Below are 12,507 nucleotides of genomic sequence, written 5' to 3' on the forward strand. Positions count from 1 at the left end.
CATCTGCGCACCCTCACCGCCGACGTCTTTGTGCGGTGTCATCGGCGATGATGGACGGGTGCCCGTTGCGCAGCGAAAGCCCCGGTATCGGGTGAGCGCATGGGCACTGTTGGTCTTGATATCTCCGCTGGCCGCCTGCCAGGGTGGCTCGCACGCACCCGCGGACCGTCCGTCGACCTCGCCCAAGCACACCACCCGAGCGGCAAACCACGGCCCGTCGTTCCCGGAGTGCGGCGGCGTGAGCGACCAGACCATCGCAGAACTGACCAACACAGCCGGGCTCGTCGTCACCGCACGCAACCCGATGGGTTGCCAGTGGCTGGTGCGCGGCAGCATCGACGGCCCGTGGTTCTCCTTCAGCTGGTTTCGCGGCAGTCCCATCGGCCGTGAGCGCAAGAACGAGGACCTCACCCGCTCCACCGTCAGCGACATCACCGTCGACGGGCACAGCGGTTATATCGCGATGGCCAGCGACCGGATCGGCACCCGGTTGTGCGACGTCGCCATCCAATTCGGTGACGACTTCTTCGAGTGGTCGGTCCAGTTCGTCAAGAAGCCGTTTCCCAATCCGTGCGACATCGCCACCGAGCTGTCCCGCCGGACGATCGCGACGGTGAAGTGACTCTTACGGACTCGCACTCGCACTTCTGCTGCAGAATTTCAGCCTCGGTGATTGCGCCATCACAACTTCCTGACCCCTCGGACGATGGCGTTGAACGGCACTACCGATGCCAACCCTTTGCGCAGACTCCGCTGCAAGAAGCTGAGGTTGATCAACACCATGTAGTGGACACCGCAGTCCCGCCAGTGCGCGACCTGATCGATCACGTCATCGGGTGTTCCGTTGAGCAGGACCTCTCGCACCACAGCCGGTGGGACGCCCGCGACGTGCGACAACGCGGTTTCCTCGTTCATGTCGTGCGGAAGGAAATCCTGCGCACCGCTGAAACCTGCACCGAGGGGATGCTGGGCACCGTGGCGGGTGAAAACTGCGTCTGAGCAGTTGAGCCCAAACGCCCGAACCAATTCTGAGTCGAACGCTTCGTCGACGTCATCGCGGGTGCGGCCGGTGATGACGAACATCTGCATGGCCGGAAGAATGGCCATCGGGTCGCGGCCGGCGTCGGACGCCGCTGACCGCACGAGGTCCAGGCGCTGTGAGTACTCCTCCGGAGGGTGCCAGAAGCTGGGAAAGTAGGCGTCTCCATACCGTCCGGTGGCACGCAGCATGCGCGGGCCGTGGGCGCCGATCCAAATCTGCGGCCACTCCCCCCGATACGGCGGCAAATCGAAAATGGCGTTACGGAGCGGAAAGTAGGGAGAGTCCCGGTTGACGAGTTCGCCGCCGGAATCCCACAAAGCGCGGATGGTGGCCATCGCTTCTTCGAACCGCGCCACCGGTGTGGACCAGTCCACGCCGTAGGGTTCGTTGCCTTCTCGCTCGCCGGGACCGATACCCAAGATCGCCCTGCCGCGAGTGAGCAGGTGCAGCGTGGCAGCGGCCTGTGCAGTCACGGCCGGGTTGCGCCGCCCTGTGTCTGTTACAGCCACACCGAGACGCAGACGCCCGACCCGATTGCGCGCGGCGAGATGCCCGAGCATAGTCCACGGCTCCATGGCGGCATCGATTTTCGGTATGAATTTTGTTGCACCACAATACTTCTGCTGCCACAACGCGCGGGGGAACAGTTGATTGAGGTGATCAGGCACCCAGAATGAGTCGACGCGATTGGCGACCGCACCGAGATAGTTGCCTCGGTTGAACATCTCCGCCGTCGGACGGGCGGCCACGATCCCGTCGCCGACACCTACACGAAACCGCGTCATGCGCTGTCCTTTCTCGCGCCCGAGCGTTCAGTATCAGACAGGCGAATGCGATTGGCATGGGTATCGCGCTACCCGACGTCAGTCCTTGAGCATCCCGTCCACCAGCCGGCGCAGCACCTGCCCGACCTCCGCACGGGCTCGCGGTTGATCGTCGGCGGTCGCGACCGCCATGGCCGCCTCGTCGAGCGCGCCGATCAAGACGGTCGCCAGGGGGCGGACCGGCAACCGGTCCAGCTGACCCGCCTCGATGGCAGCGGTGATCATCTGCTCGGTCATGCCCAGGCTGTAGCGCTGGGCGACGTCGCGGAAGCCGGACCACCCGAGGACGGCGGGCGCGTCCAGCAGGATCAGTTGGCGCACTTCGGGATCCCCCGACACCTCCAGCCATGCGTCGATCGCGGCACGAATCATGTCGGCGGGCGTCGTCGCTCCCGATGAGGCGACCAGGGTGCCCAGCCGAGCCATCACATCCTGCTCGACCGCCTCGACCACATCGCGGAAAAGCGCTGCCTTGTCGGTGAATTGGTGATACATCGCGCCGCGGGTGACGCCGGCCTGGGTGGCGATCTCCGGCGTACCCACCTCCGAGTAACCGCGCGATCCCCACAACTTGCGGGCAGCCGAGATCAACGCCTCGCGGGTTGCCGCGGAGCGTTCCTCCTGGGTGCGTCTCTTGATTTCCATACAACCTGTTGGTAATTTACGAACAGACAGACTGTTTGTAAGCTTATCTCTAGTAGGAGTCCTGATGCCGACGATCGACATTAACGCCGGAACCATCCACTACGAAGCAACCGGACCCGAGGACGGCAGGCCGGTCGTATTCGTGCACGGATACCTGATGGGCGGCCAACTGTGGCGCCACGTCAGCGTGCTTCTCGCCGAGCACGGTCTGCGCTGCATCGCGCCCACCTGGCCACTCGGGGCGCACCCGCAACCGCTGCGACCGGCCACCGACGCCACCATCACCGGCGTCGCCAAAATCGTCGCCGACACGATCGACGCGCTCGGCCTCGACGACGTGGTCCTGGTCGGCAACGACACCGGTGGTGTGGTCGCTCAGCTGGTTGCGGTGCACCATCCCGATCGCATCGGTGCGCTGGTGCTCACCAGTTGCGACGCGTTCGAACACTTTCCGCCGCCAATCCTGAAGCCGGTGATCCTGGCGGCCAAGTCGAAGTCGTTGTTCCGCACGGCGATGCAGACGATGCGCGCCCCCGCCGCCCGGCGGCGGGCTTATGAAGGATTGGCGCACAACGACATTGACGATTTCACGCAGATCTGGGTACGTCCGGCACTGGCCGATCCGGCGATCGCGGAAGACCTTCGCCAACTCACGCTGTCGTTGCGTACCGACGTCACCACCGGCGTCGCCGCCCGGTTGCCCGAATTCGACAAACCGACTCTGATCGCGTGGTCGGGTGACGACACCCTGTTCGAGCTCGAGGACGCCCGCCGCCTGGCTGCGACCATTCCGAATGCGCGGCTGGAAGTCATCGAGGGGGCGCGCACCTTTTGCATGGTCGACCAACCCCAGCGGCTTGCCGCGCTGGTGTCCTCGGTCGCCGTACCCGCCTAGTCGCCACGTCCGGGCGAGCCAGGGCTTTCGGGTGTGAATCCCTGGGCTTTCGGGTGTGAACTCTGGGCTTTCAGCGTGAATCCCGGGCTTTCAGTGTGCGCCCTGGGTGGGATATGACCGAAGTTCCCGCCCTCCGTTCACCCCGAAAGCCCTCCCTTCACAACCAAAGTCAAGGCTTCACACCGAAGACGCGGAGAAACGGCTCACCCTGCAGGCCCTCGCGCCCACAGCCGCCCGCTGGGCCAACGACCAAGACGGCACCGACGCCATCGTCAAATCCAGGTACTAGCCTGGCCGTCATGTCAGACAACATGGCGCCGCTGACGGGCCGACGGATCCTGGTGACAGGCGCGGCCACAGGTATCGGCGCGGCCGCGGTCGCCGCACTCACCGATGCCGGCGCACAGGTTGCTGCGACGTACCACCAGACGCCGCCACCCGAAGAGCTGGCGGCGACCTGGTTGCAGTGCGACGTACGCGACGCCGACGCCGTCTCGGCAACGGTGCATCAAGTGGCCGAAAAGCTGGGCGGTCTCGACGTTTTGGTGAACGCCGCGGGACTGTGGCAGCCCGGAATCCCCGGATACATCGACGCCGAACAGATCTCGTTTCTGTTGGACACCAACGTCAAGGCGACAATGCTGACCAATCAGGCGGCGTACGCGGTGATGAAGGGTAGCGGCGGTCGCATCATCAACTTCGGCTCCTCGGAAGCCGTTATGGGCAGCCCGATCTCGGCCGTCTACGCCGCGACGAAGGGCGCGGTGCAGGCGTGGACACGTTCGGCGGCGCAAGCCTGGGCCGCCGACCGGGTCACCGTCAACGCCCTGGCGCCGGCGGTGCAGACACCCGGCGCCGATCGCCTGCGAGACTTTCTCGGTCCCGAAGCCGGCGCCCTGATCGATCAGCAACTCCAGACCAGGATTCCGCTCGGCGGGGCGCTGGGCGATCCCGACCGTGACCTCGGACCGGTCCTGGTGTTTCTTGCCGGGCCCGGCTCGGCCTTCATCACCGGGCAGCTGCTGGCAGTGGATGGCGGTCTGGTCATGCTGGGCGCCTAATCCCGGCGTCGACGGATCTGTCCCTTGGTTCGCCGTACCCGTTTGACCGGATCTCGCGTTGTGCCGGTGGCGATTTCGTCGCGTAGCTGCGCGATATTGGACAGTTCCGAGTACAGGCCTCGGATCGCGTAGTCCAAGACCGCGAAGGAGTAACGCTGCTCGGGGTCGTCGGTGATGCCGAGCTCGCGCGACCGTTGCCTCGACCACAACGCCTCGTCCAGCCGGGCTCTGGTGGCCTCGAGGTGCCGAACCAGAGTGTCGACGACACGTTCGGGGTCCTCGCCGCGGGCGAGCCACGTCCGCAGGATCACGGGATGTTTGATGACGACCTGGTCCTGGCCCGGGAAGTGCTGCACCCAGCGCCGCAACGCATCCCGTCCGGCGTCGGTGGTGCCGTAGAGGGTGATGGACCGCTTCCCGGACCGGGCCTCGACCTCGTCGACCATGCCGCGTTCCAGCAGCCTGTTGAGTTCGCGGCGCACGTGACTGACCGAGGGTGACCAGTAGAAGTGGCCGACGGAGAGCTCGGCGCGCATCTTGATCTCGCCGGCGGTGAGTTGCTCGTCGTTCGCGGCCAGCACCCCCAACACCAGATAGGCGGTGATCGGCAGTCCGGCGACGGTCCGGGCCGGGCTCACGGCGCCCCGGTGAAGTACGGCAGCGTGACGTCGGAATCGACAGGATGGAACTGCACCCGCACCCGCATGCCGATCTCGAGCGCATCGGCGTCCACGCCCACGATGTTGGTCAGCAGCTGATAACCCTCGTCCAGGGTGACGATCGCCGGCGCATAGGGCGGTTCGAACTCCGCGGTGACCGGTCGGTGCACGACGGTCCAGCTGTAGATCTCACCCTCACCGGCACTTGGCGTCCAACTCAGCTGCGCCGAAAGACATTGGCGGCAATGCTCGGTCGGCGGGAAATTGGCTTGTCCGCATCCGCCGCAACGCTGATAGAGCAATTGGTGGGATCGGCATCCTTCCCAGAACGGGATGCTCAGGTGACTGCTGGCGTGTGGTACCGGCCCGGCCTGCGGTCGTAGCTTCATCGCGGCTCGTCCCCCAGCAGCAGCACCGTAGTGAACAGAGCTCCCGCTCCTCCGTTGCTGCACAACGCAATATGAGCGTCGGGTACCTGCAGCTCGCCCGCCTGGCCCCGGAGTTGCTGCACCGCCCGTACGGCCCGCTGCATCATCTGCGGGTTGGCGCCGGCGTGGCTGAACGACATGGTTCCTCCGTCGGTGGTGATCGGGTGACTGCCGTCGATCGCGATGTGACCGTCGGCGACGAAGGGTCCGCCCTCGCCCTCGCCGCAGAAACCGAAAGCCTCCAATTGGCGGATGATTTCGAACGAGAAGGGGTCGTAGAGTTCCAGCACGTCGACGTCGTCGCGCCGCAACCCGGCGTGGGCGAAGGCGCGATCGGCGGCGTGCCGGCCCACCACACCGTTCACGTGATCGCTGCGGCGCCCCTTCAGGTCCCAGGCGGGTGGATGTTGATACGACGGGCCGTGAAAGTCCGCGCCGCTGCCCAGGATGTAGATCGGCCGGGTCGTCGTCTCGGTCGATTCCAAGTTGGCCAGCACCAGCGCGCAGCCACCCTCGGAGGTGGTGGCGCAGTCGAGCAGATGGAACGGGTCGGCGATCGGCCGGGATGCGGTGATGTCGGGCGGGGTGAACGGACCGCGTTGATAGTAAACGGCTTCGGGGTTGCGCGACCCGTTGTTACGGATGGTGGCCGCGACGATCGACAGCTGCTCGCGGGTGGTGCCGTAGACGTGCATGTGCCGTCTCGCGATGAGCGCGAACTCGGCGGTGGTGAACATGCCCCACGGCGCCACGAATTCGTTTTCCGGGCGCGTCCAGGGTGCGGTGGCCTCGTGGTCGCGGTATTCACCGGCCTGCGCGGCCACGAGCACCACTACGTCGGCCATACCGTGTTCGATCGCGGTGGCCGCCTCGGTGATCATGCCGACACCGAAACCCATTCCCTGCCAAGCCGGTCCGATGCGCAAGTCGTAGATCAACGAGGTGGACATCGGGCTCGCGCTGATCCCGTCCACATCGTCGAGACTCAGGCCGGCGTCGCGCAGTGCTCCCTGGATGGCTTCGATGGCCAAGCCGCGTGAGGTCGCGCCGTCCAGCCGGCGGCCCTGCGCGGTGTTGTACACGCCGACGATGGCCGCCGTGCGCTTGGTCGCACTCAACCCGCCTCCACTTCAGTTTTCGTCCGCTACCACGCCGAGATACCTTCCCAGGACGTCGTATTCGCATCCGTTCCGGTTGATGACGCCGATCGTCGTCGCACGCGCGTCGACGGTCGGTGCGCCGTGTTCCACGACGTCGATCCGCACGTCGACCGGCCGCGCGGTCTGTGGATCGGTGATCTCGACGACCATCGCCACTGCCTGCTCCGCTTCGTCCCACTCGACCCCCGTGATGCGGTGCCGTGCGGTCAGTTCCATCACCACCGAGTCCTGACGCAGTAGGAACCGCACCGGCGCACACAGCTCACCGGAGCGGGGCGGTACACACAGCGTGACAGCCACGTCACAGTCCCGCCGGGCGGGACGCGGTGACACCGGACTCGGACAGGACCGCGAGATCTTCTGCCTGCCAACCCAATACGTCGCTGAGTACCTCGTCGGTGTGCTGGCTGTACAGTGGTGCGACGCGGCGGATCCAGCGCCGCGTCTTGCCGACGAAGGCGAATGGCATACCGGTGCACAGGAATGACCCCGCGACGGGGTGCTCGACCCGCTCCCAGAAGCCGCGGGCGAGCAGGTGCGGGTCACCGAGCAATCCGGCCGACGCGGTGAGCGGCGCCGCGGCCACGCCGTGCGATCGCAGTGCGCGCACCGCGTCGGACACGGTGTGCCGCACCGCCCAATCCGTGATCAGCTTGTCGAGTTCGTCGGCATGTTCCCGCCATTCGGCTTCGCCCGGACCCAGCTCGGGCCGACCGATCAGACGCCCCAGCGACCCGCGACCGGCGTCGTCCACGGCGGCGAGCGCAACCCACTGGTCGTCACCCTGGCAGCGGTACACCCCCTGCGGGGCGGCTCCCGGCCCGCGATTGCCCTGACGCCGCAATTCGATTCGGTTTCGCGAAAACTCCACCACCATCTCGGCGGCCACGTTCAGTGCCGCCTCGACCATGGTCGATTCGACATGCACACCGACGCTGTCCCGATCGCGGACCACCAACGCCGCCACCGCCGCGAACGCCGCATGCAACCCCGCGATCGGGTCGCACACGCCCCGCGGAATCAGCGGAGGCCCGTCGGTATGACCGGTCATCCACGCCATCCCGGTCGCCTGCTCCATGGTCTGCGCGAAGCCGACGCGGTCGCGCCACGGACCGTCGAGGCCGAAGGCCGGCATCCGCACCATCACCGCACGCGGGTTGGCGGCCTGCACCGCATCCCATTCCAGTCCGAAGTTCGCCATCACCCGGGGTGAGAAGTTCTCGATGACGAGATCGGTTGCGGCGATGAGATTGAGCGCCACGTCCCGTCCGGCGTCGGTGCCGAGTTCGACGCTGATCGCGCGCTTGTTGTTGTTGCTGCACAGGAACACCGGGCCCCATTCCCACCACTGGTCCCAGCTGGGCGGGCGTCCGGCGGAGAATCGCATGCCGTCGGGGCGGCGCACCCCCTCGACCTTGATCACGTCGGCCCCGAGACTGCCGAGGAACTGGGTGGCGACCGGACCGGCCCAGAACGCGGTCAGGTCGGTGACTCGGATGTCGGACAACGGAAGTGCGCCGGCATCGCCCGTAACGGTCCGGGTCGGCCTGGGCGGCCAGTGCACATTGCCGTTGTCGGCGCCCAGATCCGGTGGACGTCCGGGTGCTCTGGTCGCGAAAGCGTCAGCGCGGTACGGAACCCGCGGTTGCAGCACGCCGAGGGCGGATTCGACGAAGACACCGCGCTGCACGAAGTGGTCGACGGCCGGCAGGGTGGCGGGAGTCGCGATGGGCGCCACCGGGATCCGGAACGCCACGGCCAGATCGACGATCTCCTGGGTGGTGCGACTGCTGGTCCATCGGGTGACCATGTCGAGGAATTCATCGCGCCGCGCGATCCGGCCGTCGAAGGACGCCAACTCGGAATCTCCGATCAGGTCGTCGCGCTCGATCATCACCAGGAAGTCCTGGAACTGCTGTGCGGTGATGGTGCAGAAGCCGACCATGCCGTCGGCGGTGGGGACGATCGACGGCAGCTCGAGGCTGCGGGCGAACAGCAGCGAGTCCGCGCCCAGCACGCTCGCCGACATGGCCGGGAGACCGCCCATCGCGATCGCCATCGCCTCGAAAATCGAGACGTCGACGACCTCGCCGCGGCCGGTCCGGGCGGCATGTCGCGCCGTGGCGGCCGCGACCGCCGCGGCGCAGGTGCCGGCCAGCCACTCGCCCAGTCGGCCGCCCGCCTGGACCGGTTCGTCGCCGGGCCAGCCGCGCCCGGCCGTCGACCCGCACAACGCCTGCAGGATGAACTCGTTGGCCAGTACCTGGTCGTCGACATAGGGTCCGGTCGTCCCGAACGGTGTCACGGCTACCACTACCGCGGACGAACTCGTCTGCGCCGCAATCTCATCCAACGTCCAGCCGCCGGTCAGGTCGGTGAATACGATGTCGGCTCCGGCCAACAGGGCGGGATCACGGTCTGTCACTGATTTCTTGCCGGCGGCCAGGTAGCCGAACAGGGCGCCGGGGCGACCGCCGCCCGCCGACCAGTTACGCAGCGAATCACCGGGCGGTGTCTCGACTTTCACGACGTCGGCTCCCGCGTCGGCGAACATCTTGGCGGCATACGCGGCCGCGATGCCGTTCGAGGACTCCAGCACCCGCCACCCGGTGAACGGCGGCTCCGCGGTCACGCTCCGTTGCCCAGGGTGGTCGCGCGACCGGCGATCCCCGCGGCCTCCACGGTCACCGGCGCCGTCACGCCTTGGGCCTGGAGGGCGAACTGTGTCATCCGGGTCCACGCGTCGCGGTCACGCTGGCTGGCTTCGTGACCGACGTGGGTCACCACGTCGACGTCGGCGGCCTGGCTGCGCAGGTAGCCGGCCCGCGCCTGGTCTTTGGGGATGTACTTGAACGGGTCGAAAGAGTATGCGGCCATCGCGTTTTCATGGGTGATCTTGTCGACGACGGAGTCGTCGAGGTGACCCATGGTCTCGATGACGTCCTCCGGCGCGAACGGCCAGTTGCTGTCGGAGTGCGGAAAGTCGGACTCCCAGCACAGCATGTCCTCGTTGAACCAGTCCAGGTTTCGTACGCCGACTTTGTCGCTGATGAAGCAGGTGTAGAAGTGCCGCTTGAACACGTCGGCCGGTCCGGCGTAGCCGGGCGGGAATTTGGCCAGCGTCCAACCCGAATGGCGTTTGTACACGTGCTCGGCGCGCCAGACGAAGTACGGCATCCAGCCCACGTCGCCCTCGGTGAGCGAGAATCTCAAGTCCGGGAAGTCCGACCAGAACTCGGCCCAGATGAGCTCGGTGAAGGTGAACATGCTCATCATCGACGAGGCCGTCATCATCACGCTGGCCGGTGCGTCCAGGGAGACCATCGGTGACCGCGACGCCGAACCGACATGTGTGCACAGGACCGTCTTGTTCTCGCACACCGCCTCGAACAGCGGGTACCAGTACTTGGTGTGAATGCTGGGCATCTGCAACGCTTCCGGGTTCTCCGAGAAGGTCACCGCGTGACATCCCTTGTCTGCCAGCCGTTTCACTTCGTTGGCGGCTTCGGCGACGTCGTAGAGTGGCAGGATCCCGCACGGGATGAATCGCCCCGGATATGCCGCGCACCATTCGTCGACGTGCCAGTCGTTGTAGGCCTTGATCATGACCAGGTTCACGTCGCGGTCGGGTCCCTGGTTGAGCACCTGTCCGGAGAAGCCGGTGAAGTTGGGGAAGTTCAAACCGGCCAGTTGCCCACCGGCGTTCATGTCGCGGACCCGCTCGTCGACGTTGAAGCAACCCGGACGCATCTCGTCGTAGCGTGACGCGTCGACGTTGTACATCTCGCGGGGTTTGCCGGCGACGGCGTTCAATCCCATGTTGCGTCCGCGGATCTCACCGTAGTACCACTGCTGGATCCCGTCCGGTTCGATCACCACCCGGGGCGCGCGGTCCTTGTACCTGGCGGGAACGTGCGCGTCGAACATGTCTGCCGGCTCGGCGATGTGGTCGTCGACGCTGATCAGGATCAGATCGTCTTTGTTCATGGGCGTGCTTCCCGACGGTGGCCGATTCAAGGACTAGTAGACACTGATACGTGCAACGGGTCAATCGTCATGGCGACCATAACCGCAGGCCAACCAGTGATCGGCCGGTAGCCCCGATGTGACTAATAGTCGGCCCCGCTGGCCCCGCCTCGCCGACGGGGACTCAGTCGGCGGGTTCGTAGCGCAGCATGGTCACCTCGTGCTCGGGGTAGTCGACGAACACCGGACGCACCCGCATCCCGACCTCCAGGTCACCCGGCTCGACGTTCACCATCTCGGTGGAAAACCTTGGGCCCTCGTCCCATTCGACGATGGCGAGCAGTTGCGGCACCGCGTCAGCGAAGTGCGGGCTGACCGGTCGGCGCGCGACGGTGAACGAGTACAGCGTCCCCATGCCGGAGATCTCGCGCCATTCCAGGTCGTCGGCCAGGGTGCGTGGGGCGCGCACCCGCGGGTAAAACACGAAGGCCTGCGACGACGGCGAGTACTGGATCACCACGCGGTGTTCGGCCAGCGCATCCCAGAACGGCGCGGTGGTGGGTGTCTTGACCGGCATCGGCCGGTCGAAGCTGATGGCCATGAATTCTCCTGCTGCTCAATCGCCTTCGAGGACCAGCGCGGTCTGTTCGGACAGGATCCCGCCGTTGCCGGAGACGAACGCCCGGTTGCAGTCGGCGACCTGAGCGGCACCCGCGCGGCCCATGATCTGGCGGGTCGCGTCGCAGACGTGGTGCATGCCGCCGGCCAGTCCGGCCTGCCCGAAACCGAGTTGACCGCCGGCGGTGTTGAGCGGGAAGTCCCCGCGGAAGGTCAGGTCGTGACCGGCGACGAACTCCAGTCCCTTGCCCTTTTCGCAGAACCCCGCGTCCTCCAGGGACAACATCACGGTGATGGTGTAGCAGTCGTAAATCGAGACCATGTCCATCTGATCGCGGCCCAGACCGGTCATGCCGAAGGCGGTGTCGGCGGCCGCGGTCATCGGCGTCAGCAACAGATCCTCGGCGTAGGTGGGCGTCTTGAACGGTACGTTCTCACCGAATCCCTTGATCCACACCGGTCGGTTCCGGGTCCGCCTGGCGATGTCGGCATTGGCGACGACCACGGCGGCGCCACCGACGCACGGCATCACGATCTCCAGCATGTGCAGCGGATCGGCGATGACCGGGCTGGCGAGCACGTCGTCGACGGTGAGCGGCTTGTCCTTCCAGATCGCTCCGTCGGTGTGGTTGGCGTTGACCCGCTGGTCGACCACGATCTTGGCCATCGCCCGCTCGTCGTAGCCGTAGACGGCGGCGTACCGCTGAGCCACCTGACCATAGGGCCCGTTCTGGCCGAGGTTGCCGTAGGGGATCTCGAATTCGGCTTGCGGAGAACCGTATTGATTGCTCGACGATCCGAAGAACATCGCGTCCACCATCGGCCTGGGTTTTTTCTTGGACGACGGCGTGATGTAGCGGGCCGGCAGCGCGCACAGCACCGCGTCACAGATCCCCAGCTCGATGGCCGCGGCCGCCCGCCACACCATGGCGGCGGCACTGGCACCGCCGAGATCCACGAGCTCGGCGAATCGTGCTGGGATACCCAGGTATTCGGCGATGGTGGACGGCACGAAGATCTGCGACTCGGCGAGATGCGACGCCGCGATGCCGTTGACGACGTCACCCGTCAAGCCCGCGTCGTCGAGCGCGGCCGCGGCCAGCTCCGCCCACTGCTCGAGGACGAACGGCGCCGGCGAGGCCTTGTTCAGTCGCTCGGGCGGCAGCTCGACGTATCCGACGATGGCGGCTTCTCCGCGTAATCCCATCC

13 protein-coding genes are annotated in these 12,507 nt (G+C 66.3%); 3 read left to right on the forward strand and 10 right to left on the reverse strand.

The window, feature by feature from the left end:
- Positions 1 to 58: 58 nt before the first annotated feature.
- Positions 59 to 622 (forward strand): DUF3558 domain-containing protein, encoded by a 564-nt coding sequence (locus AC5Y46_RS12860; RefSeq protein WP_499943814.1) that lies wholly within the window; start codon positions 59 to 61, stop codon positions 620 to 622.
- A gap of 59 nt (positions 623 to 681) precedes the next feature.
- Here AC5Y46_RS12860 and AC5Y46_RS12865 read toward each other — a convergent pair whose 3' ends face one another.
- Both AC5Y46_RS12865 and AC5Y46_RS12870 read right to left on the reverse strand, forming a co-directional pair.
- Positions 682 to 1,827: an LLM class flavin-dependent oxidoreductase gene (locus tag AC5Y46_RS12865; protein WP_499991439.1), complete on the reverse strand. Its 1,146-nt coding sequence runs from the start codon at positions 1,825 to 1,827 to the stop codon at positions 682 to 684.
- Positions 1,828 to 1,905: 78 nt separating this feature from the next.
- A complete protein-coding gene (locus tag AC5Y46_RS12870; RefSeq protein ID WP_499943813.1) occupies positions 1,906 to 2,511 on the reverse strand; it encodes a TetR/AcrR family transcriptional regulator in 606 nt (201 codons plus the stop codon).
- 64 nt (positions 2,512 to 2,575) lie between these two features.
- Between AC5Y46_RS12870 and AC5Y46_RS12875 the strand changes: the two genes are divergently transcribed.
- Both AC5Y46_RS12875 and AC5Y46_RS12880 read left to right on the forward strand, forming a co-directional pair.
- Positions 2,576 to 3,406, forward strand: a complete 831-nt coding sequence (locus AC5Y46_RS12875; protein ID WP_499943812.1) for an alpha/beta fold hydrolase — start codon at positions 2,576 to 2,578, stop codon at positions 3,404 to 3,406.
- A 299-nt stretch (positions 3,407 to 3,705) separates the two neighbouring features.
- Positions 3,706 to 4,467: an SDR family NAD(P)-dependent oxidoreductase gene (locus AC5Y46_RS12880; RefSeq protein ID WP_499943811.1), complete on the forward strand. Its 762-nt coding sequence runs from the start codon at positions 3,706 to 3,708 to the stop codon at positions 4,465 to 4,467.
- Here AC5Y46_RS12880 and AC5Y46_RS12885 read toward each other — a convergent pair.
- The 8 genes from AC5Y46_RS12885 to AC5Y46_RS12920 all read right to left on the reverse strand — a co-directional run bounded on the left by AC5Y46_RS12885 (position 4,464) and on the right by AC5Y46_RS12920 (position 12,505).
- The gene (locus tag AC5Y46_RS12885; RefSeq protein WP_499943810.1) at positions 4,464 to 5,105 is read right to left on the reverse strand and encodes a PadR family transcriptional regulator; all 642 of its coding nucleotides are present in this window, start codon (positions 5,103 to 5,105) and stop codon (positions 4,464 to 4,466) included. The genes AC5Y46_RS12880 and AC5Y46_RS12885 overlap by 4 nt on opposite strands.
- Entirely contained in the window at positions 5,102 to 5,515 is a 414-nt protein-coding gene (locus tag AC5Y46_RS12890) for a Zn-ribbon domain-containing OB-fold protein (protein ID WP_499943809.1), read from the reverse strand. Before AC5Y46_RS12890 ends, AC5Y46_RS12885 begins: the two co-directional genes overlap by 4 nt.
- A complete protein-coding gene (locus tag AC5Y46_RS12895) occupies positions 5,512 to 6,672 on the reverse strand; it encodes a thiolase family protein (RefSeq protein ID WP_499943808.1) in 1,161 nt (386 codons plus the stop codon). The genes AC5Y46_RS12890 and AC5Y46_RS12895 overlap by 4 nt, the downstream gene beginning before the upstream one ends.
- Positions 6,673 to 6,684: 12 nt before the next feature.
- Positions 6,685 to 7,014, reverse strand: coding sequence for a hypothetical protein (locus AC5Y46_RS12900; RefSeq protein ID WP_499943807.1), 330 nt, complete (start codon positions 7,012 to 7,014; stop codon positions 6,685 to 6,687).
- Position 7,015: 1 nt separating this feature from the next.
- On the reverse strand, positions 7,016 to 9,346 hold the full coding sequence (locus AC5Y46_RS12905) for a CaiB/BaiF CoA-transferase family protein (protein ID WP_499943806.1): 2,331 nt from the start codon (positions 9,344 to 9,346) through the stop codon (positions 7,016 to 7,018).
- Entirely contained in the window at positions 9,343 to 10,701 is a 1,359-nt protein-coding gene (locus AC5Y46_RS12910) for an amidohydrolase family protein (RefSeq protein ID WP_499943805.1), read from the reverse strand. The genes AC5Y46_RS12905 and AC5Y46_RS12910 overlap by 4 nt, the downstream gene beginning before the upstream one ends.
- A 163-nt stretch (positions 10,702 to 10,864) precedes the next feature.
- Positions 10,865 to 11,281, reverse strand: a complete 417-nt coding sequence (locus tag AC5Y46_RS12915; RefSeq protein WP_499943804.1) for a Zn-ribbon domain-containing OB-fold protein — start codon at positions 11,279 to 11,281, stop codon at positions 10,865 to 10,867.
- Positions 11,282 to 11,296: 15 nt separating this feature from the next.
- Complete coding sequence (locus AC5Y46_RS12920; RefSeq protein WP_499943803.1) at positions 11,297 to 12,505, reverse strand: thiolase family protein; 1,209 nt, start codon at positions 12,503 to 12,505, stop codon at positions 11,297 to 11,299.
- Positions 12,506 to 12,507: the final 2 nt, after the last annotated feature.

The sequence above is a fragment of the Mycobacterium sp. NGS59 genome (assembly GCF_059812345.1).

Excerpts from the sequence above, each read along its gene's own strand:
- AC5Y46_RS12865 (WP_499991439.1), bottom strand. The coding sequence starts at position 1,827 with ATGACGCGGTTTCGTGTAGGTGTCGGCGACGGGATCGTGGCCGCCCGT.
- AC5Y46_RS12870 (WP_499943813.1), bottom strand. The coding sequence starts at position 2,511 with ATGGAAATCAAGAGACGCACCCAGGAGGAACGCTCCGCGGCAACCCGC.
- AC5Y46_RS12875 (WP_499943812.1), top strand. The coding sequence starts at position 2,576 with ATGCCGACGATCGACATTAACGCCGGAACCATCCACTACGAAGCAACC.
- AC5Y46_RS12880 (WP_499943811.1), top strand. The coding sequence starts at position 3,706 with ATGTCAGACAACATGGCGCCGCTGACGGGCCGACGGATCCTGGTGACA.
- AC5Y46_RS12890 (WP_499943809.1), bottom strand. The coding sequence starts at position 5,515 with ATGAAGCTACGACCGCAGGCCGGGCCGGTACCACACGCCAGCAGTCAC.
- AC5Y46_RS12910 (WP_499943805.1), bottom strand. The coding sequence starts at position 10,701 with ATGAACAAAGACGATCTGATCCTGATCAGCGTCGACGACCACATCGCC.
- AC5Y46_RS12915 (WP_499943804.1), bottom strand. The coding sequence starts at position 11,281 with ATGGCCATCAGCTTCGACCGGCCGATGCCGGTCAAGACACCCACCACC.
- AC5Y46_RS12920 (WP_499943803.1), bottom strand. The coding sequence starts at position 12,505 with ATGGGATTACGCGGAGAAGCCGCCATCGTCGGATACGTCGAGCTGCCG.